The following is a 20,953-nucleotide window of genomic DNA, read 5'->3' as shown; positions in this document are numbered from 1 at the left end:
CATGACCGCCTATTCCGTCGCGAACGGCACGACGCAGACCGCTCGCTTCACCCTTGCGGGCGCCGACACGCTGCAGGTGGACGGAACCCTGTCTGTCTCCGCCAATGCTCAGTCCGTGCGCTTCCAGGTCGCCCCGGACGGCGCCGAGATCCACAATGACGGCCTGATCGAGAACACCGCCGGGGGGCGCGCGATCCGCTTCGAGAGCGAAATCGGCGCGACCCTGACCGCGACGATCGACAATGGCGGCGCCATCCGCGCCGGGGACGATGCCGTTCAGATCCAGGACGGCACCGTCGCCGCCGGCACGCTCACCATCACCACGGATAGCGGCTCGACCATCGTCTCCAGCACAGGCCAGGCCCTCGACCTCGCCTCGACCACGGGCGGGTTCCTCGCCGAGATCGACAATGCCGGCTCGCTGCTGTCCCTGGTCTCGGACGGCGTGCGGATCGGCGCGACGCTGGATCTCGTCAATAGCGGCACCATCCGGGGCGGTTCCGCCACCGGCTACGTTCAGGGTGCCGACGGCATCCAGTTCGAGGACGGGGCGAGCGGGACGATCCGCAACGATGCCGGCGGCGCCATCCTCGGCGACCGCCACGGCGTCAATATGGGCGAGGGCAGCGTCGCCACGGTAACGAACGAGGCCGGCGCCCGCATCCTCGGCGGCAACGGTTCCGGCATCGGCTCGGACGGCACCGCGACCGTGATCAATCACGGAATCATCACGGGCACCTTCGCGGATGCGGCCGGCTCCGATGTCAACGGCGCGACGCCCGGTTCCGAAGACGGCGGCGGCCCGGACGGCATCAATGACGGCGACGGCGACGGGATCGACATCGATTTCCGTGCAACAATCGAGAATCATGGCACCATTCGCGGCCTCGGCGCCGGCGGCACGGGGTCCGACAGGCTGCCCAACACCGCCGAAGGCATCGCGGCGGGCGGCGGCGACATCGTCAATCTCGCTGGCGCGCGGATCTACGGCGCCGGCCTCGGAATCCTGATCGACGACTCGTCGCAGGGGGATGCGCCGTTCCTCACGAGCATCGACAATGCGGGGCTCATCCACGGCGGGTCGGGCATTGCCATCAAGATCGTCAGTGCCCTCGACGACGTGGTGGTCAATGCCGGCCGCATCATCGGCTCGGGCGGCACCGCGATCCAGTTCGGCTCCGGCGACAACACGCTAGCCATCGAGACGGGCTCGGCCATCCGTGGCCTCAGCCTCGGCGGCGACGGCACCGACACGCTCGACTACTCGGAGTTCGGCGCATCGGCGCGCGTGCTGTTCGAAACCGGCCGGGCCACGGGCACGGGGGGCGTCTCCGGCTTCGAGATCGTCAAGGGCTCGGCCTTCGCCGATTCCATGCGGGGCGATGCCGGGGCGAACCAGTTCCTCGGCGGCGCGGGCGACGACCGGCTGTTCGGCGGCGCCGGGGACGACATCCTGACAGGCGGCGCGGGAACGGATGTCATGCGCGGCGACGCCGGTGCCGACACCTTCGTGTTCGATACGCTACCCGCCGGCAAGAAGGACCGGATCGTCGATTTCACCCACGGCGAAGACAGGCTCGCCCTCGATGCCAGCGTCTTCACGGCGCTGACCCCCGGCTCCCTATCGGACGAGGCCTTCGCCGTCGGCGCCGCGACCACGGAAGACCACCGCATCCTCTACGACGCGGCCAAGGGCCATCTCTTCTACGACGCGGACGGCTCCGGCACCGACCACGATGCGGTGCTGCTCGCGACCCTTCTCGGCAAGCCCGACTTGACCGCCTCGGACCTGCTGGTGGTCTGATCCGGGCAATTTTCGGCGCGGGGGCCGAGATGCCCCCCGCCGGGACATGGTATGGCCGCGGACCCACCTGCCCTTCCCGGCGACGGGATGTGTTGGTCTTCGCTGTCGTCAAAATCTGACGTTTGGCGCCTGATAAACCGTCGCAATGCGGGGCGGACGTTCTGCCTTAGGCTTTGACGCGTTTCTGCATCTCCACATTCTCAACAGGGCTCCCGCACTCCATGCCGGCATAGCTGCGCACCTCTCTCCAACCATGACGTGCGTAGAAGGCGCGTGCTCGGGAATTGAACGCACGCACCTCTAGACGCACGACGTGATGAATGCGTGCGGCTTGCCGCTCGGCGGCGTCGAGCAGCTTCGAGCCAGCACCTTCGTTCCAAAAGGCAGGATCGACGTGCAAGTCGGCGATCTGATCGTCCTCGACCTGCATCATCCCGATCAGCACGTCGTCCCGGATGGCGACGATGAAGCTTCGCCACTGTTTCTCGGCGTGAAGCCGTGCAGGGTCGAACGAAGCGAAGGTTTGAACCACCGCCTCGAACGGAAGTTCAGGGGCCCAGGTGACAAGCCAGGAGCGCCGCAGCAGGCGCACGAGAGCGGGCACATCACTCTCTTCGGCTGGACGAAGGATCATCCGCTCAGACGCCACTTGCGCTCCATGGGATGGCCCCGGTGCTGCAAGAGCCTCACCCGACCATGACACTCATTCAATCTGGCGGCCAGAATGCCCAAAAGGGTGGAAAGCGAACCATGCTGCTCGTCGGCTCAGAGGTTTGACAGCGTTCGTCCGCGTGCGGCCTTGATGACTTCGTGGGCGGGGATGTTGACCCAGGTTTCACCACCGGTGTCCGCCCCCGCTTCCAGCCAGTCGCCCACGATCCGGTAGCCGAGGGTGTAGCCGAGCCATCGCGGGTACCGTCCCTCGAAGCCGAAGAACCACGCGCGGTGGTCGTGACCGTCGCCGGCGAGCGTCGCATTGTCCGGCAGGTGAGCCGCGAGCACCTCATCGGTCACGGCGCATTCCCACGGCGCGGGTGGCGAGCCGAACAGGCGGCTCACAAACTGGCCTGCCAAGCCCTCACTGACCAGGGCCTCGCCGAGGGTCCAGCCGTAGCCGGGACCGGCCATACGCATGCAGTGGTGGGCCTCGTGCGCCACGGTCTGGCGCAGGTCCCCATTTTGCAGCGAGTGCGCGAAGTTCGGGTTGTCGGGGTCGATGGCGAGAGAGAACAGACCAGGGCGCATGGCTTGTCCCGTCGTGCCGGTCTCCGGGATCACCGCGCCGGGCAGGCGCTGCACGAGGATGTCGAGCGGCGGCACAGGTAGCACGCCCGCTACGGCCTTTCGAGCGATCTCGACCTCATCAGCGATGGTGCTACGCCAGGGCCCCAGATCGCCGGATGCCTCAAGCCAATGGAGTCGCCACGTCATCCGATACTCCGTGTGCTTCACATCCCCACCCTGCCGTGGAGGGCAAGATGGGGCAACTTCGCCTGCGGGTGGCTTCCGGACTCTGGCCTTTCGGCCAGAAGCGGACGTTTCGCCTCCGACCTGACGGAGACGTTCAGGATGCTGTTTGTCGAGCCTGATAGCGGACATCCGCCGCTACGATAGGTCCGGCATGATGTTGGCCGATACAGCGTCCTTTCTGGCCGATCAGGCGACGCCGGCCATCCGACGAAGCGGCATAGATGATCCTTTCTCAAGTGGGGATCCCAGATGCGTCGCGATGTCGAGTTTCATTCCGAAGGCCGTAACTTGCGCGGCTGGCTCTACGAACCAGAAGGCGAGGCGCAGAGCCATCCCTGCATTGTCATGGCGCACGGCCTGTCAGGGGTGAAGGAGCAATATCTCGACCACTACGCGGAGGTTTTTGCTGCCGCTGGTCTCGGCGCGCTGGTGTACGATCACGCCAACTTCGGTTCCAGCGACGGGCTGCCCCGGCAGGAAGCCGATCCCGTCCTGCAGCGACGCGGATATCGCGATGCGATCAGCTTTGCCGAGACCCAGGCTTGGGTCGATCCCGCCCGCATCGGCCTATGGGGGACAAGTTACAGCGGAGGCCATGTGCTGGAGGTTGCTGCCCTCGATCGGCGCGTCCGCTGTGTCGTCAGTCAAGTGCCGACGATAAGCGGCTACTGCTCAGCACTTCGACGCACGCGTGCTGATCTCGTGCCGGCGTTGCTCTCCCGGCTCGACGCAGATCGTGCCACGCGTTTCAGGGGTGAGGAGCCTGCGACCTTCCCGGCCGTCTCGAACGATCCGCATGAAGGGTGTGCGATGGCCGGCAGCGACGCCTATGTCTTCTTCACCGAGACCCGAGATTTTGCGCCAACTTGGCGTAACACACTCACCCTCCGCAGCGCTGAACTGGCGCGCGAGAACGAACCCGCCATCCATATCGCCCGTATCAGCCCCACCCCACTCTTGATGATCGTAGCCGACCACGACCTGTTGACGGCCACGGAACTCTGCCTGGAAGCTTACCAGCGGGCGCTCCCACCCAAGCATCTGATGTTGCTCGCCGGAGGCCATTTCGATCCCTATGTCAAGCTCTTCGAGCAAACCAGTGCTGCCGCTCGTGACTGGTTCCGTACTCATCTCGTCGATGGCCACGCGTGACGAGCCGTCAGCGATGTCCCTCCACGCCATTGCGCGCGACTATGTGGATGGCTCGGTCGTCGGCGAGCATTGCCATGTCGGCGGGCAGCTTATTCATGCCACCGCCGGCGTCATGCAGATCCGGGCGGCTCAGCGCCTGTGGCTCGTCCCGCCTCAGCGAGCCCTCTGGATCCCGCCGCGGCTGGCGCATGCACTCCGAGCACGGGGAGACGTGTCGCTCCGGACGCTCTACATCGAAACGGCTTGCGCCCAGCGGCTCTTGGGCGATGTGCCTCGCGGCTTCGTGGTCCCAACGCTGGTACGGGAGTTGATCCTGCGCATGCTCGATCCATGCGCCGCAAGCGATGGAGAACGTAATGGCCGCCTGACCGCCGTGCTGGTCGATGAACTCGCCGATCTCGACCCGGAAGGTGTCGCCCTCTCGATGCCCTCAGACCCCCGCCTAGCGCGCGTTTGTGCCGGCATACTGGCCCGGCCTGGAGAAGAGCACCGGATCGACGAGTTGGCGCGTCGCGCCGGCGCATCAGTTCGGACTCTGAGACGCCTCGCTCTTCATGAACTCGGCTGCCCCCTCTCGACGTGGCGTCAGCAAGCCCGGATTCTCTCGGCCGTGCCGATGCTGATTGCTGGAGAGTCCGTGACCGGGACTGCCCAAGCCCTGGGCTATGAAACCACCGGTGCTTTTGCAGCCATGTTTCGACGATTCGTAGGGATGTCACCGCGCGAGTACTCTACGTCTTGCGGATGATATGCCCATTGTTTGAGTGCGGAAGTCGTCATCAAGTCTATTTTTTCTCCTATCTGACTGATTGCGGACTGGCCGAGATCCCTCAACCCAGTCGTAGTCATCGTCCGCCCAGGTGCCGCGAAGCGGACCTTCCCGATGCCTGCCAAGGGTCATGAACAGACGGAATAAGCCGTCAGATCGGGACCGCCGGAGGAGATCGTTACTCGGAAGCCGGCCTGGATCGCCGGGTGCCGGGTGGATCGCTGCCTGAGGGGCATCATGGGCGGACGCCCGATCAGGCGCGGATCGTCCCCGCGCCGGCAGGGGCTGCCGCCATCAGCCTGCGGCGGCGGGCGCCGCGGCGGAGGACGTAGAGGGTGAGGCCGGTCGCCGCGAAGAGCGGCATCGCCAGGGAGGCGGCGAAGAACAGGAAGGCGACGAACCCGCCGAAGAAGCGGCCGCGATGCACTTCGAGCATGTTCTCGGCCATCTGCCGGCCGAGGGGCTTGTCGGCAAAGCGGGTCTGCGAGAGGCGGGCGCCGGTGGCGGGGTCGAAGGTCGCCTCGTCGCGGGCTTTCGGCAGGTCCGACGCGCTGGCGAGGAATCGGATGCGGATCGCCGCCTGTTCCGGCCCCGGCAGCGCGATGAGGGCCATGTGCGCGCCGGCGCCCTCCCCGGCGCTGAACGTCGCCCAGGCGGTATCGAGGGCCGAGCCGGTGGTCTGAGGCGGCGCGCCGGGTCCGCGTGCCGCCCGGGGCGCACGGGTCTCACCGGTGAGGAGCCAGGTCGCGGCGTTCCTGTAGCTGTCGAAGGACCACCACAGCCCGGTCAGGGCGATGGCGGCGTAGAAGGGCACGAGCCAGGTCCCCGCGATGGTGTGGAGCGACCACCAGCGCGGCCGTCCGGGCCGTTTGAGGGAGGGTTTCAGCCAGATCTCCCACGTATGGAGTTTGGGCCAGCGCAGGTAGAGCCCGGTGGCCAGGAAGACCAGGAGGGCGATGGCGCAGATGCCGGTGATGCTGCGGCCCCAGCCCTTGCCGTCGCCCGGAAGCAGCAGCCAGCGATGCAGCTTGCGGATGGTGGCGAACGTGTCTTCGAGGCGCATCTCCCCGAGGGTCCGGCCGTCGACGGGGTCGAGATAGAGGGTCGGCGGCCGCGCGCCCATGGCCGGGTCGTTGGCGAACCGGATGCGCGGGCTCCGCTCGGGATCGCCCCAGAGGGCCAGGGAGCTCACCACCCTCCCCGGCTGCTGCGCTTCGACCCGCGCCTTGAGGGCGGCGGGCGAGAGGCGGGGCGCATCGCTCGCGGTGACGAAGGCGCGGTCGGCATTCGCCCATTCCGTCAGCGCCTCTTCATAGCTCAGCAGCGCGCCCGTCACGCCCACGAGGGCCAGGACGAGCCCCGCCGTGAGGCCGAGCAGCCAATGCAGGCGGAACAGAACGGTGCGGGTCGTCATATGCGCTCGCCTACCAGAATAACCCTGCGGTCCCGATTGCCCGGAACGGATCTCCCGCCGTAACGTCGAGATATGTGCCGACTATGCGCGCCCTCGGGGAAGTGCAGTGCTGCGTGAGACAGACCATCTCTCTGTCGAACGTCGATAAGTGCCGAACTACGAACGCGAAGCCGGGCGTGTCAATTGTTCAATGATGGATAGATGAATCTCATCGAATAGATTGGAATGACTATAAACCGCTATGGCGGAATAATGTTTACTTATTCAGATTTGTGCCTTCGAGATAGACATGGAATATTGATATATAATTCCAATTTATAGGTCTACTCTTTCGTGCCGAAGCGATGACGCGCCGCCATATCCGTCCGGCGCCAGCCTTCATTCGTCCTGTGTCTCGCCGAAAATCTCTTCGAACGCCGCGCGCAGGGCCATGTCCAGTTCGGGCAGGGTGACGATCTGGCCGAGATCGACGAGGCTGGTCACGCCGTGGCCGGAGATGCCGCAGGGCACGATGCCGGAGAAATGCGACAGGTCGGGTTCCACGTTCAGGCTGATGCCGTGGAAACTCACCCAGCGGCGCACCCGGATGCCGATCGCCGCGATCTTGTCCTCCACCCCCTCCCCCTTGTCGGGGCGGCGCACCCAGACGCCGACGCGGTCCTCGCGCCGTTCGCCACGCACGTTGAAGGCGTCGAGCGTGGCGATGATCCAGGCCTCCAGGGCGGAGACGTAGGCGCGCAGGTCCGGCCTGCGCCGGTTGAGATCGAGCATCACATAGGCCACCCGCTGGCCCGGCCCGTGATAGGTGTACTGGCCGCCCCGCCCGGTGGCATGGACCGGGAACCGGTCCGGCTCGACGAGGTCCCCGGTCTTCGCCGAGGTTCCGGCGGTGTAGAGCGGTGGGTGTTCGAGCAGCCAGACCATCTCCGGCGCCTCCCCGCCGGCGATCCGCCCCGCATGCGCTTCCATTGCGGCCACCGCCTCTTCGTAGGGGACGGGAGTGTCGCTGATCCGCCACAGGACCGGCCGCATGCCGGAGCGCGGCCGAAAATCGACCGTCGAGACGGAGAGACGGTTTTTGCCGGCGGGTTCGTTTACCAAGGCTTCACCATATCTCAGGAACACTCCGGCATGGCAGGCCCGGTGCGGGCCGACGGAGTTCGTGGCGCGTGGCAGTTCTCGAAGACCTCAAGGTCGATCTCTCGGTGGTGCTCGGGCGCAGCCACATGCCGCTCCATATGCTGCTGCGCATGGGCCGCGGCGCCGTGATCGAACTCGAATCCACCGAGACCGATATGGTCGAGATTCTCGCCAACGACCACCCGATCGCGCGCGGCCAGATCGTCGTGACCGGAAACCGGATTTCGGTGGAGATCACCGAGCTCATCCGCAAGGCGGACGTGGTCCGCATTCCGGGCGTCACCATCGGCGATGGGGCGGTTCAGATCCTCGATGGACCGGTCGATCTCATCTGAGACGCATGACGGCGCTTGTCGTGGCAGATTCGATCTGTTATCCGCTGCGCCGCGCCACACGAAACGCCTCGCACCGCCCTCCAGCGGAGAGCGCGGCGGAACGGGTGGCACCGATGCGGCCATGGCGGAATTGGTAGACGCGCTAGCTTGAGGTGCTAGTCCTGCAAGGGGTGGAGGTTCGAGTCCTCTTGGCCGCACCAACTCAATCGAGTTGTTGTACCCCGAAGCGTCTGATCCCGGAGACGGCCACGAGGCCGGATGGGATCGTCGAGCGATCATCAAGAAGAGTGTCGTCGGGTTCGGATCTCGGGTTCAGGCCGGAGGTCTGGAATGCGCATCCGGCCGCAAGCTCCGCATCCCAGGTTCGATGCGGGCGATCGCGGCCGCTCCCGAACCACGCGCCCGGCATGCCTCCTCACTCCGCCTTCTGCGTCGGGTAGGTGAAGACCGGCGCGGCTTGCAATTCCGCTTTCGTCTGGCGGATCTCCGCCTCGATCGGCTCGCCGACATGGACGCTCGCCCGGCCCTTCGTGGCTTCGGTCGTGGTGGCGGCGCCCGCGGGGCCGGTGGCCTGGTCGGTATCGCCGGTATTCTCCGCCTTGAGGACGGCATCGCCGGATTTCGCGCCCGGCATGGTCTCGGGTGTCACTTTGGCGGCTCGAGCCTCGGAGGGGGCGTCCTTCGGCTTGACGATGGACGGGTCCGGAAGCTCTCCGGCCTTGGCGTTGGTGTTCCACGCCATCTGGTCGAAGGCCACCGCGACTCGCTTTCCGCCCACACCGAGGAAGCCGCCGACATCGATCACCACCGCCTGGATGCGGCCATTCCCATCCACCAGCACATCCTCGATGGTGCCGACCTTGACATGATCCTGGCCCACCACGCGCAGGCCGATGACCTTGGACGCCTTGAAGCTCCCCAGCGGGGCCTGGGTGAGGAAGGCGGATTGTCCCGTCTGGCCGTCCCGTGCGAGCGCCGGAACCGCCGAGGCGGCGACGATGAGGAGCGCGAGGGTACGGACGTATGCCGGCATGTCGGTTCTTCCAGACGATCGGGAGCGATCTGATGAACCCTCAACACATGCGGCCGGGTCCTGGTTCACCCCGGCCCGCGCCGTCCGATCGGCGCGGAGGTCCCGTGGTCGACGGGTTCAGTGGCCGAGCACCGATTGCTGCCCGGTCTGGGTCTCGGCCTCGGTCGCCTTCGCCATGGCGACGCCGATCTCGAAGAGCAGGAGATCGACCAATTGGCGCATCACCAGCGTGCCCGACGTTTCGATGATCTCCCGTGCCGCGATGCAATGTCCTGCCAGCGTCTGGAGGTGATCCTCCCGGTTCATTGCCGAAGAGTACATGGGGAGCGCCCTTTTGTTCTGTTGTCGAAGACCCTCGTCTTCGAGGTGTCGTCTGCTGTCTGCCGAGTGGCCGCCGCTCAGGCGGCGAGATAGGCGTAGGAAGAGGGTACGAGCACGGAATCCGGGTTGCCGCTGACGCTGCGCAGGCGCGCGAGGGTGCGCTCGTCGAATTCCGCCGTCGCCGCGATGATGTCCTCGCCGCTGATCGTGTGGGGCAGCCCGAGCGGGCGGGCGCGGAAGTGCAGCTGCACCACGTGCAGCAGGTAGAGCGTCGGCATCTGCAGTACGAGGCGGTTCACGCCGTGGTGCATGCCCCATTCGATGATGCCCGTGAGCAGAGCGAGGGAGACCGGGTTGACCACCTTGCCGCGGGCCCTGTGCGAGCGCGCCACGGCCTGCCGCGTCCATTCCCAGGTCCGGGTGCCGCACGGACGTTCGCCCTCGCAGAGCTGTGGCATGATTTCGGACAGAAGGTGCGGCCGCGTCGTCGGCAGAAGCCGGCTATAACCGATCACCCTGCCGTCCTCGATCGCCAGGAAATGGATGGCGTGGGGCGTATCGAACTGATCGATCTCGCGGCCATCCGGCCTGGCGAGGTCCGACCAGCCTTTCTCGGTCACGAAAATCTCGTGGCGCAGGCGCCAGGCCTGCTCCATCTCGTCGCGGTAATCGCCCTCGTTGGCGGGGGTGATGATGTGGATCATGCCAGCAACTCCGTCCTCGGCGCATGTCTGGCAGTGCCCGGAAAGGTTGCGTACTACGGGAAACCGTAGGGTCGACGATGGCTCGTCTGGGATGGCCGCGTTGGCGGAGAGCGTTCTTCTTCCCGCATCGAGCATCCGACCTCCGAGAGCGGCGTCATGACGCTGACTGACAATCCCTTCGGACGAGAACGATTCTTGGATTGACCCCGGGGCGTTCTTGCGGACACTCCCCACGCCCGCGCCGATCTCCACGAAGGATGGCGGCGGGCGGCCATCTGGCATGCCATTCGCGCATCTGGCATGCCATTCGCGAAAGCCCATCGATGGAATTCTTCGCCCAGCAATTCATCAACGGCCTGACCCTCGGGTCGATCTACGGCCTGATCGCCATCGGCTACACGATGGTGTTCGGCATCATCGGCATGGTGAATTTCGCGCATGGGGACGTCTTCATGGTCTCGGCCTTCATCGCGCTCATCGCGTTTCTCATCCTCACCACCTGGCTCGGCCTCTCGTCCGTCGCCCTGGTCTTCCTCATCGTCCTCGTCATCGCCATGGCGCTGACTTCCCTGTGGGGATGGGCGATCGAGCGGATGGCCTACCGGCCCTTGCGCGGGTCGTTTCGCCTCGCGCCGCTGATCTCGGCGATCGGCGTGTCGATCTTCCTGTCGAACTTCGTCCAGGTGGTGCAGGGCGCCCGCAACAAGCCGGTGCCGCCCCTCGTGCGCGACGTGGTCGTGCTCTACCAGAACGAGCAATACACCGTGACCCTGTCCTACAAGCAGGCGATCATCATGATCACCACGGCCGTGCTGCTCGCGGGGTTCTGGTACCTCGTGCAGAAGACGCCGTTCGGCCGGGCGCAGCGCGCCGTGGAGCAGGACCGGCGCATGGCGGCGCTGCTCGGCATCAATGTCGACCGCACCATCTCCCTGACCTTCGTGCTCGGCGCGGCCTTGGCCGCCGTCGCGGGCACGCTCTACCTGCTCTATTACGGCGTGGTCTCGTTCTCGGACGGGTTCGTACCCGGCGTGAAGGCCTTCACGGCCGCCGTGCTCGGCGGCATCGGTTCGCTTCCCGGCGCGGTCATCGGCGGGATCATCATCGGCCTGATCGAGACCTTCTGGTCGGCCTATTTCACCATCGAGTACAAGGATGTGGCAGCGTTCCTCATCCTCATCGTCGTGCTCATCTTCAAGCCTTCGGGCATCCTCGGCCGGCCCGAAGTGGAGAAGGTCTGACGTGGCAACCGGTTCGACCACCCCCATCGCCGCGACCGCCCGCGCCGAGGCGTCTCCCCTGCCCGGCCTGATCAAGGATGCGGGGCTGTTCGCCCTGGTGACGCTGGGCCTGTGCGTGCCCATCGTCAGCTACCGCACCGATCTCGGCCAAGGCATCGGCCTCGTCATCACCACGCGCTGGGGCACCGTGCTCGCCCTCTGCGCCGCCATCTTCGTCCTGCGCCTCGTGCAGCAGCTCTACCTCACCGGGCGGGCGCGGCGGCGGGCCGCCCGTGCGCCGGTGGTGGAAGGGGCGAGCCGCCTCGCCGCGATCCTCGCGCCGATCACCCTCGTGATCGCCCTCACCCTGCCGCTCCTCGCCACCCTCCTCACAGGGTCCCTCGGCGAGGGCCGCTACTGGATCGATCTCGGCATCCTGATCCTGACCTATGTCATGCTCGGATGGGGGCTCAACATCGTGGTCGGCCTCGCGGGCCTGCTCGACCTCGGCTACGTCGCCTTCTACGCGGTGGGGGCCTATTCCTACGCCCTGCTCTCCACCGTGTTCGGCCTGTCCTTCTGGATCTGCCTGCCCCTGGCCGGCCTGTTCGCCGCCGCCTTCGGTGTGCTGCTGGGCTTTCCCGTCCTCAGGCTCCGGGGCGATTACCTCGCCATCGTGACCCTGGCCTTCGGCGAGATCATCCGCCTCGTCCTCATCAACTGGACCGACTTCTCGGGGGGCGCGGCCGGCATTTCCTCGATCCCGCGCGTCAGCTTCTTCGGCCTGCCCTTCACGGCGGGAGAGAACGGCTTCGCCGCCACGTTCGGGCTCAGCTTCAACGCCATGCACAGGCTGGTCTTCCTGTATTACCTGATCCTGGTCCTGGCGCTCGTCACCAACCTCGTGACCCTGCGCATGCGGCGCCTGCCCCTCGGGCGGGCCTGGGAGGCGCTGCGCGAGGACGAGATCGCCTGCCGCTCGCTCGGCATCGACACCACCATCACCAAGCTCACCGCCTTCGCCCTCGGGGCGATGTTCGCGGGCTTCGCCGGATCGTTCTTCGCCGTGCGGCAGGCCTTCGTCTCGCCGGAGAGCTTCAACTTCCTGGAGAGCGCCATCATCCTGGCCATCGTCGTGCTCGGCGGTATGGGCAGCCAGATCGGCGTCGCCATCGCCGCCATCGTCATGATCGGCGGCCCCGAACTCCTGCGCAATCTCGGCTTCCTCAAGGCCGTGTTCGGCGAGGGGTTCGACCCCAACGAGTACCGCCTGCTGCTGTTCGGCCTCGCCATGGTGGCGATGATGGTGTTCCGCCCGCGCGGCCTCATCTCCGAGCGAACACCCTCCGTCACCATCGCGGAGCGCGGCCGATGACCCTCGCCACAGGCATCAACCGGCTCGCGACGTTGCAGGACGAGCCCCCCGCCGCCATTCCCGGCGGCCCCGCCGATCCGGTGCTGATCGTCGACCACCTGACCATGCGGTTCGGCGGCCTCACCGCCGTCAACGACCTCTCGTTCAAGGTCGGGCGCGGCGACATCACGGCCCTGATCGGCCCCAACGGCGCGGGCAAGACCACGGTCTTCAACTGCATCACGGGCTTCTACAAGCCGAGCGAGGGCATGATCCGCCTGGTGCAGAAGGGCGGCGAGACCTACCTTCTCGAGCGCCTGCCCGGCCATGACGTGAACCGGCTCGCCCGCGTCGCCCGCACCTTCCAGAACATCCGCCTGTTCCCGCGCATGACCGTGCTGGAGAACCTGCTGGTGGCCATGCACAAGCCGCTGATGCGCGCCTCGGGTTTCTCGATCCTCGGTATTCTCGGCCTGCCGGCCTATCGCAGCGCCGAGAAGGCGGGAATCGAGAAAGCCGCCGCCTGGCTCGACCGGATCGGCCTGACGGCGCGGGCCGACGATGCCGCCGGCGACCTGCCCTACGGCGATCAGCGCCGGCTTGAGATCGCCAGGGCCATGTGCACCGATCCGGTGCTGCTCTGCCTCGACGAGCCCGCCGCCGGCCTCAACCCGCGCGAATCCTCGGAACTCAACACCCTGCTACGACTGATCCGGGACGAGTACGACACCTCCGTCCTCCTCATCGAACACGACATGTCGGTGGTGATGCAGATCTCCGACCGGATCGTCGTGCTCGATTACGGCATCAAGATCGCCGACGGCACGCCCGACGACATCCGCACCGATACCCGCGTCATCGCCGCCTATCTGGGCGTCGACGACGAGGAGGTGGCGGCGGTGGAGGCCGAGGTCGGCCTGACGGGAACGCAAGCATGAGTGTCGCCGGCATCAACGTCCTCGTGGAGGAGACCCGCGCGCTTCAGGCGCCCCTCCTCGATGTGCGTGGCGTCTCTGCCTATTACGGCAGCATCCAGGCCCTGAAAGGCGTCGATCTGCACGTCAAAGAGGGCGAGATCGTCGCCCTGATCGGCGCCAACGGGGCCGGCAAGTCGACCCTGATGATGACGATCTTCGGCCAGCCGCAGGCACGGACCGGCAGCATCACCTATGCGGGCCGTGACATCACCCGCATGGCGACCCATGAGATCGCGCGCCTCAACATCGCCCAGTCGCCGGAGGGGCGGCGCATCTTCTCTCGCATGAGCGTGCGCGAGAACCTGCAGATGGGCGCGGCCCTGCATGGCGGGCGCTACTTCGCCGAGGATTTGGAGCGCATGTGCGTCCTGTTCCCGCGCCTGAAGGAGCGGCTCGACCAGCGCGGCGGCACCATGTCCGGCGGCGAACAGCAGATGCTCGCCATCGCCCGCGCCCTGATGAGCCGCCCGCGCCTGCTCATGCTCGACGAGCCGTCGCTCGGCCTCGCCCCGCTCATCGTCAAGCAGATCTTCTCGGCCGTGCGGGACCTCAACGAGCGCGAGGGTCTCACCGTCTTCATCGTCGAGCAGAACGCCTATCACGCCCTCAAGCTGGCCCATCGCGGCTACGTCATGGTGACGGGCGCGGTGACGATGAGTGGCACGGGCCGCGAGCTCCTCGACAACCCGCAGGTGAAGGCCGCCTATCTCGAAGGGGGCCAGCATTGAGCGGGTTGGCAATGACGCCCTCACCCTCTCCCCCATGCGGGAGAGGGTGCCTGCGGAGCAGGCGGGAAAGGGGGAGACCTCTCCGGAGCCGTCGCTCCCCTCTCCCGACCCGCTTCGCGGGCCACCCTCCCCCGCTTCGGGGGGAGGGAAGGCGCGTCCCGCTTCGGATGGCATTGCCAGGCAAGACATCATGACCGAGACCCTGTCCCTCGACACGCCCAATCTCGGCATCTTCCTCCTCGTCACGCTGGCGATGGGCGGGGGCGCGGCCTGGATGGCGGGCAGCAGCTTCGCCCGGGGATGGCGTCCGTTCTGGCAGTGCGTGCTGGCGGGGCTCGCCATCGCGGCGGTCTCGCGCTTCCTGCATTATGCCCTGTTCTCGGGCACGCTGCTCTCGCCGGCCGGCTACGCCCTCGACGCGGTGGTGATCCTCGCCATCGGCGCGCTCGGCTACCGGGTCACCCGCACCCGGCAGATGACCACCCAGTATCGCTGGCTCTACGAGCGCACCGGCCCCCTGACCTGGCGGGACCGGCAAGGGGCGTGAATCCGCACCATCTTCATGCAACCATGCGCCATGCGGAGACGGTTCGATCCGCCGCGCTGATCGAGGGGAAATGACCATGAAAACACTGATGGCGATGAGCGTGGCGCTGGGCGCGCTGATGCTGGCGGGCACCGCGCAGGCCGAGATCAAGATCGGCGTCATCGCGCCGATCACGGGGCCGAGCGCCGCGTTCGGCGCGCAGATCCGGAACGGCGCGGTTCAGGCGGTCGAGGACATCAACAAGGCCGGCGGCGTCAACGGCGAAAAACTCGTCGTCTCGGTCGGTGACGACGCCTCCGACCCGAAGCAGGGCGTGTCGGTCGCCAACAAGTTCGCCGGCGAGGGCGTGAAGATGGTGGTCGGCGACTTCAATTCCAGCGTCTCGATTCCTGTCTCCGAAGCGCTGATCGAGGCCGGCATCATCCAGATCACCCCCGCCTCCACGGCGATCAAGTTCACCGAACGCGGCAACTGGAACACGTTTCGCACCTGTGGCCGTGACGACCAGCAGGGCGCGGTCGCGGCGGCGTATCTCGCCGACAAGTTCAAGGGCAAGAAGGTCGCCTTCATCCACGACAAGAGCACTTACGGTAAGGGGCTGGCCGAAGAGACGTTGAAAGCACTGAAGGCCAAGGGAGGGTCCGCTGCGATCTCCGAGAGCCTCACGCCCGGCGAGAAGGATTTTTCCGCCCTCGTCTCGAAGCTCAAACAGGCCAATGTCGATGTGATCTACTTCGGCGGCTACTACACCGAGGCCGGGCTGCTGATCCGCCAGATGCGCGACCAGGGCCTTCAGGCTCCCCTCATGGGTGGAGATGCTCTCGCCGACCGTGAGTTCGCGCAGGTCGGCGGCCCCGGCTCCGAAGGCACCTTCATGACCTTCTCGCCCGACGCCCGCAAGAACCCCAAGGCCAAGGCCACCATCGATTCCTTCAAGGCGATCAAGTTCGAGCCGGAAGGCTACACGCTCTATTCCTACGCCGCCGTTCAGATCCTGAAACAGGCGATTGAGGCGACGAAATCGACGGATGGGCAGAAGCTCGCCGCACATCTGCACCAGGGCAAGCCGTTCGACACCGTGATCGGCGACATCTCCTACGACAAGAAGGGCGACATCACCCGGCCCGACTACGTCATGTACATGTGGAAGAAGGGCGCCGACGGCTCCATCAACTACGCCGGCAACGAGGTCCCGTAGGACGACGCCTACCCCTCTCCCCGCCGGGCGGGGAGAGGGAATGCTCACCGAGACCGGATCACGGCGTCGGGCTTTCCCCGTGCTGGCCGTCGAGCGCGACTTCGGCGCTCGGCACGCTTTCGTCCACGGCCTGCGCCCGGCGGATATCCGGTGAGGTCGCTTCCGCGAGGAGGTCGGCGAGAGCCGTGTCGAGGGCGGCGGTGCGGGTCTGCTGGCTGCCCAGCCGGCGGATCGAGACGGTGCGCTCCTCGCCTTCCTTGCGGCCGACCACGAGCATGACCGGCACCTTGGCCAGCGAATGCTCGCGGACCTTGTAGTTGATCTTCTCGTTGCGCAGGTCCGACTCGACCCGGAGCCCGGCGCGGTTCAGCGCCGCTACCACCTCGCGGGCGTAACCGTCCGCCTCCTGGGTGATCGTCGCCACCACCACCTGAACCGGCGCGAGCCAGAGCGGGAAATGGCCGGCGAAATGCTCGATCAGGATGCCGGTGAAACGCTCCAGCGAGCCGCAGATCGCCCGGTGCACCATGACCGGTGCCTTCTTCTGGCTGTCGCCATCGACGTAGAACGCCCCGAAGCGCTCCGGCAGATTGAAATCCACCTGGGTCGTGCCGCATTGCCAGTCGCGGCCGATGGCGTCGCGGAGCACGTATTCGAATTTCGGCCCGTAGAAGGCGCCCTCGCCCGGGTTGATCTCGGTCTTGATCCGGCCGCCCGACTGCTCCTCGATCTGCGCCAGGACGCGGGTCATCACCTCCTCGGCATGGTCCCAGAGGGCGTCCGAACCGACCCGTTTCTCGGGCCGGGTCGAGAGCTTCACCACGATGTCGCCGAAGCCGAAATCGCTATAGGTCGAGAGGATCAGGTCGTTGATCTTGAGGCATTCGTCGGCGAGCTGGTCCTCGGTGCAGAAGACGTGGGCGTCGTCCTGGGTGAAGCCGCGCACGCGCATCAGCCCGTGCATGGCGCCCGACGCCTCGTAGCGGTGGACGATGCCGAACTCGGCCATGCGCAGGGGCAGGTCGCGGTAGGATTTCAGGCCGTGCTTGAAGATCATCACATGGCCGGGGCAGTTCATGGGTTTCAGCGCGAACCAGCGCTTGTCCTCGGCCTCGTCGCCGGCGCTTTGCGCGGCGAACATGTTCTCGCGGTACCAGTCCCAGTGGCCCGAAGTCTCCCAGAGCGACTTGTCGAGGATCTGCGGCGCGTTCACCTCGGCGTAATCGCCCTTCAGGCGGCGACGCATATAGGCGATGAGCTCCTGGAAGATGGTCCAGCCCTTGGCGTGCCAGAATACGACGCCCGGCCCCTCCTCCTGGAAATGGAACAGGTCCATCTCGCGGCCGAGGCGGCGATGGTCGCGGCGCTCGGCCTCCTCCAGCCGGTGGAGATAGGCGTCGAGGTCTTCCTTTGTGGCCCAGGCGGTGCCGTAGATGCGGGTCAGCATCGGGTTGTTGGAATCGCCGCGCCAATAGGCGCCCGCCACCTTCATCAGCTTGAAGGCGGTGCCGACCTTGCCCGTGGAGGTCATGTGCGGGCCGCGGCACAGGTCGAACCACTCGCCCTGGCGGTAGATGTTCAGGTCCTCGCCGGGCGGGATCGCGTCGACGAGCTCGACCTTGTATTTCTCGGCTTTCGACTCGAACAGCGCCCGCACGTCGTCGCGCTTCCACACCTCCTTGGTGAAGGGGGCGTCGCGGGCGATGAGCTCGCGCATCTTCGCCTCGATCTTGGGGAAGTCCTCGGGGGTGAACGGCTGGTCGCGGGCGAAGTCGTAGTAGAACCCGTTCTCGATCACCGGGCCGATGGTGACCTGGGTCTCCGGCCAGAGGGATTGCACGGCCTCCGCCAGGACGTGGGCGCAATCGTGCCGGATCAGTTCGAGGCTGCGCGGGTCGGCGCGGTCGAGGAATTCGATGCGCACATCCGCATCGATCAGGTCGTCGAGGTCGCGGACCCGCCCGTCGAGGGCCATCGCCACGGTGCGCTTGGCGAGGCTTTTGGCGATGCCCTCCACGACGGTACGGCCGGTCACCGCGGCGTCGTAGCTGCGGGTATTGCCGTCGGGGAATGTCAGAATGGGCATCGCGAACGAGTCTCCGGGGGCTCACTCCTGCGAACGAGGCAGGTAAGCGGATCTGGGTTTGAGGTGGCGCGCGGCGTCAGCGCGTGCGGCGCGGTTTAGACCGTTTCGCAGGAGGAAGAAATCCGCGCGGGGCCTCGGCCGGCCTTTTCCGGGCTCTCGCGGACGTGAACGAACTTCCGAGACGATCCGGATCGGTTGATACGAGCTGCGATTGACAAGCTTCCGGCCCGATCCGCCCATGCACGCACCAGGGAGCCGCGGCGGGCCGGTGGCGGGTCACACTCTTGCCGGTACGCCGTAGAAGCTCCGATCAATCAGGCCGGCCCGAAAGGCGACCGGCCGATGGGAGAGTATCGATGGCGAACCCAGCTTCCGCCGCTGCCGCCGAGCCCGTCCCGGCGGCGGAGATGCCCGCGCGCCGGTTCTGGCCGGAGGGCTGGTGGCGGCTCGTCGACATCAAGATCGGCATCATTCCTCTGCCGGTCTATCTCATCCTGGCGATCCTGCTGGCGGTCCTGACCTCGGAGGGCGAGATCAAGCCCGATGCGCCGACGATGATCGCGGTGCTGGCGCTCGGCGGTTTCACCTGCGCCGAGATCGGCAAGCGGCTGCCGGTCCTCAAGACCATCGGGGCGGGCGCGATCTTCGCGACCTTCATCCCCTCGGCCCTGGTCTATTACATGCTGATCCCGACGCCGCTGGTGAAGGCGATCACGGATTTCACCAAGTTCACCAACTTCCTCTACCTGTATATCGCCACGATCATCGTCGGCAGCATCCTGGGCATGGACCGCGAGGTGCTGATCAAGGGCTTCCTGAAGATCTTCGTGCCCCTGGCGGCCGGCTCCGTTGCGGCGGCCTGCATGGGCACGCTGGTCGGCACCCTGCTCGGCCTCGGCGCCTATCACACGTTCTTTTTCCTGGTCGTCCCGATCATGGCCGGCGGCGTCGGCGAAGGGGCGATCCCGCTCTCCATCGGCTACGCGGCCATCCTCGGCCAAGGCCAGGGCGATGTGTTCGCGCAGTTGCTGCCTCCCGTCATGCTCGGCAGCCTGACGGCGATCGTGCTGGCGGGCACCCTCAATGCCGTGGGCAAGCGGCTGCCGCATCTCACTGGCGAGGGCCGCCTGCAGCCGGACCGGGACAACGACGTCACTGCCGCCAAGGTCGAGGACGCGCCGGTGGACGCGGCGACGGTGGGCGCGGCCGCGCTCACCGCCGTGACGCTCTACCTCCTCGGCGTGATGACGCACCACCTCACCGGGCTCCCCGCCCCCGTGGCGATGCTGTTCCTCGCGGTGCTCGCCAAGCTCGCCAGCGCCGTCTCCCCGCGCCTCCAGGCCGGCGGTTTCGTCGCCTACAAGTTCGTGCAGATCAGCATGACCTATCCGCTGCTCTTCGCCATCGGCGTGTCGATGACCCCCTGGGACAAGCTGGTGGCGGCGTTCACGCTGGCCAACCTCGTCACCATCGTCTCGACGGTGGTGACGCTGATGGGCACCGGATTCCTGGTGGGGCGCCGCCTCGGCATGTACCCGATCGAGACCGCCATCGTGAATGCCTGCCATAGCGGCCAGGGCGGCACCGGGGACGTGGCGATCCTCACCGCCGCCAACCGCATGGCGCTGATGCCCTTCGCCCAGATCGCCACCCGCATCGGCGGCGCGCTGATGGTGACGGGGACGCTGGTGGTGATGCGGTGGGTCAGCGGGGGCTGAGGGGAGCGGCCACGACGACCTCCGTCCTCACCGAATTCGCGATGAAGCACTCCTCATGCGCGGCCTCGTGGAGCGCCGCGAGTTGGTCGGCATCCGGCGTGGCGCCGGCCCAGTCGATCTCCGGGCGTAGCGTGACCCGCGTCACCGCGCGACGTCCGGGCCTCGTCTCCTCCAGCACGCCCTCGGCATGGTCCCGATAGGCGGTGACGCTAAAGCCCGCGTGGCGCGCGAGGTGGAGGAAGGTCAGCATGTGGCAGCTCGACAGCGCCGCGACCAGCATCTCCTCCGGGTCGACGGCCTCGCGAGCGGCCCATTTCCCGACCACGTGCTCCGATGCGGTTCCGGCGAGCGTCACGCCGCCGTCGAACTTGACCGTGTGCCCCCGGCCGTAGCGCCCGGCGGCGAAATCCTCCCCGGGCTTCAGGGCCCAGGCGACATCCGCGATATGGGTCGACATGGTCGGTCTCTCCGGTTGTCGACGGCGCGCGTCATACGCCGTGGGCCGCATTGCTGTCGGCCGGTGCCTCGTCCCGGTCGATCATGCCGTAATCGCGCAGGACATGGGCGATCCGCAGACGATAATCGCGAAACACTCCGCCACGTCCTTCCGCCTGGGTCGCCCGATGATGCGGGCGTTCACGCCAGGCGCGTACCGCCGCCTCGTCCCGGAAGAACGACAGCGACAGGACTTTGTCAGGCTCGGTGAGGCTGCGGAAACGTTCCACCGACAGGAATCCGTCGATTTCGGCAAGCTCTTCCTTGAGGGAGGCGGCGAGATCGAGATAGCGGTCGGCGCGATCCGGTGCCGGCCAGACCTCGAAGATGACCGCGATCATGCCGGCTCTCCGGTCACGCGGTGCGGGGGCACTCTGTTCCAGGCGCGCATAGATGGCTCGACGGCCTCCGTCCGCGACTTCTCGCTCCCCTCTCGAAGGACACATGCGATCATGAACGCCTCGTCTCCTGCCTTGGCCGAGGCAGGA

21 protein-coding genes and 1 tRNA gene are annotated in these 20,953 nt (G+C 66.6%); 12 read left to right on the top strand and 10 right to left on the bottom strand.

Features of this window, described 5'->3' with window-relative positions; all coding sequences use genetic code 11:
* Position 1: 1 nt before the first annotated feature.
* A complete protein-coding gene (locus tag ACYQML_RS15065) occupies positions 2-1,804 on the top strand; it encodes a calcium-binding protein (protein WP_461233244.1) in 1,803 nt (600 codons plus the stop codon).
* Between the two features lie 166 nt (positions 1,805-1,970).
* On the opposite strand, the gene ACYQML_RS15060 is transcribed toward ACYQML_RS15065, so the two are convergent.
* Both ACYQML_RS15060 and ACYQML_RS15055 read right to left on the bottom strand, forming a co-directional pair.
* Complete coding sequence (locus ACYQML_RS15060) at positions 1,971-2,438, bottom strand: GNAT family N-acetyltransferase (RefSeq protein ID WP_461233243.1); 468 nt, start codon at positions 2,436-2,438, stop codon at positions 1,971-1,973.
* 131 nt (positions 2,439-2,569) lie between these two features.
* The gene (locus ACYQML_RS15055; RefSeq protein ID WP_461233242.1) at positions 2,570-3,235 is read right to left on the bottom strand and encodes a DUF2268 domain-containing putative Zn-dependent protease; all 666 of its coding nucleotides are present in this window, start codon (positions 3,233-3,235) and stop codon (positions 2,570-2,572) included.
* Between the two features lie 288 nt (positions 3,236-3,523).
* Between ACYQML_RS15055 and ACYQML_RS15050 the strand changes: the two genes are divergently transcribed.
* Together ACYQML_RS15050 and ACYQML_RS15045 are read left to right on the top strand one after the other, a co-directional pair.
* Positions 3,524-4,426, top strand: a complete 903-nt coding sequence (locus tag ACYQML_RS15050; RefSeq protein WP_461233241.1) for an alpha/beta hydrolase — start codon at positions 3,524-3,526, stop codon at positions 4,424-4,426.
* Positions 4,427-4,439: 13 nt separating this feature from the next.
* Complete coding sequence (locus tag ACYQML_RS15045) at positions 4,440-5,174, top strand: AraC family transcriptional regulator (protein ID WP_461233240.1); 735 nt, start codon at positions 4,440-4,442, stop codon at positions 5,172-5,174.
* Positions 5,175-5,448: 274 nt separating this feature from the next.
* Here the strand turns inward: ACYQML_RS15045 and ACYQML_RS15040 are convergent, their stop codons facing one another.
* Together ACYQML_RS15040 and lipB are read right to left on the bottom strand one after the other, a co-directional pair.
* Positions 5,449-6,609 (bottom strand): PepSY-associated TM helix domain-containing protein, encoded by a 1,161-nt coding sequence (locus ACYQML_RS15040; RefSeq protein WP_461233239.1) that lies wholly within the window; start codon positions 6,607-6,609, stop codon positions 5,449-5,451.
* A gap of 378 nt (positions 6,610-6,987) precedes the next feature.
* The gene (gene lipB / locus ACYQML_RS15035; RefSeq protein ID WP_207412762.1) at positions 6,988-7,641 is read right to left on the bottom strand and encodes a lipoyl(octanoyl) transferase LipB; all 654 of its coding nucleotides are present in this window, start codon (positions 7,639-7,641) and stop codon (positions 6,988-6,990) included.
* Positions 7,642-7,778: 137 nt separating this feature from the next.
* Between lipB and ACYQML_RS15030 the strand changes: the two genes are divergently transcribed.
* Positions 7,779-8,084 (top strand): FliM/FliN family flagellar motor switch protein, encoded by a 306-nt coding sequence (locus tag ACYQML_RS15030; protein WP_056426499.1) that lies wholly within the window; start codon positions 7,779-7,781, stop codon positions 8,082-8,084.
* 115 nt (positions 8,085-8,199) lie between these two features.
* A tRNA-Leu gene (locus ACYQML_RS15025) sits at positions 8,200-8,284 on the top strand.
* A 215-nt stretch (positions 8,285-8,499) separates the two neighbouring features.
* Here the strand turns inward: ACYQML_RS15025 and ACYQML_RS15020 are convergent.
* The 3 genes from ACYQML_RS15020 to ACYQML_RS15010 form a co-directional block, all read right to left on the bottom strand.
* Positions 8,500-9,117, bottom strand: a complete 618-nt coding sequence (locus ACYQML_RS15020; RefSeq protein WP_461233238.1) for a PRC-barrel domain-containing protein — start codon at positions 9,115-9,117, stop codon at positions 8,500-8,502.
* A gap of 117 nt (positions 9,118-9,234) precedes the next feature.
* Complete coding sequence (locus tag ACYQML_RS15015) at positions 9,235-9,438, bottom strand: hypothetical protein (protein WP_207412692.1); 204 nt, start codon at positions 9,436-9,438, stop codon at positions 9,235-9,237.
* Positions 9,439-9,515: 77 nt separating this feature from the next.
* Positions 9,516-10,142 carry an acyl-homoserine-lactone synthase gene (locus ACYQML_RS15010; protein WP_461233237.1) on the bottom strand — a complete coding sequence of 209 codons (627 nt, stop codon included), beginning with the start codon at positions 10,140-10,142 and terminating at the stop codon, positions 9,516-9,518.
* Positions 10,143-10,465: 323 nt separating this feature from the next.
* Here ACYQML_RS15010 and ACYQML_RS15005 point away from each other — a divergent pair, with 323 nt between their 5' ends.
* The 6 genes from ACYQML_RS15005 to ACYQML_RS14980 all read left to right on the top strand — a co-directional run bounded on the left by ACYQML_RS15005 (position 10,466) and on the right by ACYQML_RS14980 (position 16,166).
* On the top strand, positions 10,466-11,383 hold the full coding sequence (locus ACYQML_RS15005; RefSeq protein ID WP_056429449.1) for a branched-chain amino acid ABC transporter permease: 918 nt from the start codon (positions 10,466-10,468) through the stop codon (positions 11,381-11,383).
* 1 nt (position 11,384) lies between these two features.
* Positions 11,385-12,737 (top strand): high-affinity branched-chain amino acid ABC transporter permease LivM, encoded by a 1,353-nt coding sequence (livM, locus tag ACYQML_RS15000; protein WP_405030622.1) that lies wholly within the window; start codon positions 11,385-11,387, stop codon positions 12,735-12,737.
* The gene (locus ACYQML_RS14995) at positions 12,734-13,654 is read left to right on the top strand and encodes an ABC transporter ATP-binding protein (RefSeq protein ID WP_405030621.1); all 921 of its coding nucleotides are present in this window, start codon (positions 12,734-12,736) and stop codon (positions 13,652-13,654) included. The genes livM and ACYQML_RS14995 overlap by 4 nt, the downstream gene beginning before the upstream one ends.
* A complete protein-coding gene (locus ACYQML_RS14990; protein WP_056429401.1) occupies positions 13,651-14,421 on the top strand; it encodes an ABC transporter ATP-binding protein in 771 nt (256 codons plus the stop codon). Before ACYQML_RS14995 ends, ACYQML_RS14990 begins: the two co-directional genes overlap by 4 nt.
* Positions 14,422-14,611: 190 nt before the next feature.
* The gene (locus tag ACYQML_RS14985) at positions 14,612-14,968 is read left to right on the top strand and encodes a DUF6867 family protein (RefSeq protein WP_056429399.1); all 357 of its coding nucleotides are present in this window, start codon (positions 14,612-14,614) and stop codon (positions 14,966-14,968) included.
* A gap of 70 nt (positions 14,969-15,038) precedes the next feature.
* Positions 15,039-16,166, top strand: a complete 1,128-nt coding sequence (locus ACYQML_RS14980; RefSeq protein WP_461233236.1) for a branched-chain amino acid ABC transporter substrate-binding protein — start codon at positions 15,039-15,041, stop codon at positions 16,164-16,166.
* Positions 16,167-16,224: 58 nt separating this feature from the next.
* On the opposite strand, the gene thrS is transcribed toward ACYQML_RS14980, so the two are convergent.
* A complete protein-coding gene (thrS, locus tag ACYQML_RS14975; RefSeq protein ID WP_461226846.1) occupies positions 16,225-18,252 on the bottom strand; it encodes a threonine--tRNA ligase in 2,028 nt (675 codons plus the stop codon).
* 356 nt (positions 18,253-18,608) lie between these two features.
* Between thrS and ACYQML_RS14970 the strand changes: the two genes are divergently transcribed.
* The gene (locus tag ACYQML_RS14970) at positions 18,609-19,970 is read left to right on the top strand and encodes a 2-hydroxycarboxylate transporter family protein (protein ID WP_461233235.1); all 1,362 of its coding nucleotides are present in this window, start codon (positions 18,609-18,611) and stop codon (positions 19,968-19,970) included.
* On the opposite strand, the gene ACYQML_RS14965 is transcribed toward ACYQML_RS14970, so the two are convergent.
* Both ACYQML_RS14965 and ACYQML_RS14960 read right to left on the bottom strand, forming a co-directional pair.
* The gene (locus ACYQML_RS14965) at positions 19,957-20,427 is read right to left on the bottom strand and encodes an OsmC family protein (RefSeq protein ID WP_461233234.1); all 471 of its coding nucleotides are present in this window, start codon (positions 20,425-20,427) and stop codon (positions 19,957-19,959) included. The genes ACYQML_RS14970 and ACYQML_RS14965 overlap by 14 nt on opposite strands.
* Before the next feature lie 31 nt (positions 20,428-20,458).
* Positions 20,459-20,806 carry an antibiotic biosynthesis monooxygenase family protein gene (locus ACYQML_RS14960; RefSeq protein ID WP_461233233.1) on the bottom strand — a complete coding sequence of 116 codons (348 nt, stop codon included), beginning with the start codon at positions 20,804-20,806 and terminating at the stop codon, positions 20,459-20,461.
* Positions 20,807-20,953: the final 147 nt, after the last annotated feature.

The sequence above is a fragment of the Methylobacterium sp. CM6244 genome (assembly GCF_054817885.1).
The sequence above is the reverse complement of the archived record's forward strand: the minus strand, read 5'-3'. Positions and strand labels throughout refer to the sequence as shown.

Coding starts and splice junctions, on each gene's coding strand:
- ACYQML_RS15065 (WP_461233244.1), top strand. CDS start 2: ATGACCGCCTATTCCGTCGCGAACGGCACGACGCAGACCGCTCGCTTC.
- ACYQML_RS15060 (WP_461233243.1), bottom strand. CDS start 2,438: ATGATCCTTCGTCCAGCCGAAGAGAGTGATGTGCCCGCTCTCGTGCGC.
- ACYQML_RS15055 (WP_461233242.1), bottom strand. CDS start 3,235: ATGACGTGGCGACTCCATTGGCTTGAGGCATCCGGCGATCTGGGGCCC.
- ACYQML_RS15050 (WP_461233241.1), top strand. CDS start 3,524: ATGCGTCGCGATGTCGAGTTTCATTCCGAAGGCCGTAACTTGCGCGGC.
- ACYQML_RS15045 (WP_461233240.1), top strand. CDS start 4,440: ATGTCCCTCCACGCCATTGCGCGCGACTATGTGGATGGCTCGGTCGTC.
- ACYQML_RS15040 (WP_461233239.1), bottom strand. CDS start 6,609: ATGACGACCCGCACCGTTCTGTTCCGCCTGCATTGGCTGCTCGGCCTC.
- lipB (WP_207412762.1), bottom strand. CDS start 7,641: ATGCGGCCGGTCCTGTGGCGGATCAGCGACACTCCCGTCCCCTACGAA.
- ACYQML_RS15020 (WP_461233238.1), bottom strand. CDS start 9,117: ATGCCGGCATACGTCCGTACCCTCGCGCTCCTCATCGTCGCCGCCTCG.
- ACYQML_RS15015 (WP_207412692.1), bottom strand. CDS start 9,438: ATGTACTCTTCGGCAATGAACCGGGAGGATCACCTCCAGACGCTGGCA.
- ACYQML_RS15010 (WP_461233237.1), bottom strand. CDS start 10,142: ATGATCCACATCATCACCCCCGCCAACGAGGGCGATTACCGCGACGAG.
- ACYQML_RS15005 (WP_056429449.1), top strand. CDS start 10,466: ATGGAATTCTTCGCCCAGCAATTCATCAACGGCCTGACCCTCGGGTCG.
- ACYQML_RS14995 (WP_405030621.1), top strand. CDS start 12,734: ATGACCCTCGCCACAGGCATCAACCGGCTCGCGACGTTGCAGGACGAG.
- ACYQML_RS14990 (WP_056429401.1), top strand. CDS start 13,651: ATGAGTGTCGCCGGCATCAACGTCCTCGTGGAGGAGACCCGCGCGCTT.
- ACYQML_RS14985 (WP_056429399.1), top strand. CDS start 14,612: ATGACCGAGACCCTGTCCCTCGACACGCCCAATCTCGGCATCTTCCTC.
- ACYQML_RS14980 (WP_461233236.1), top strand. CDS start 15,039: ATGACCATGAAAACACTGATGGCGATGAGCGTGGCGCTGGGCGCGCTG.
- thrS (WP_461226846.1), bottom strand. CDS start 18,252: ATGCCCATTCTGACATTCCCCGACGGCAATACCCGCAGCTACGACGCC.
- ACYQML_RS14970 (WP_461233235.1), top strand. CDS start 18,609: ATGGCGAACCCAGCTTCCGCCGCTGCCGCCGAGCCCGTCCCGGCGGCG.
- ACYQML_RS14965 (WP_461233234.1), bottom strand. CDS start 20,427: ATGTCGACCCATATCGCGGATGTCGCCTGGGCCCTGAAGCCCGGGGAG.
- ACYQML_RS14960 (WP_461233233.1), bottom strand. CDS start 20,806: ATGATCGCGGTCATCTTCGAGGTCTGGCCGGCACCGGATCGCGCCGAC.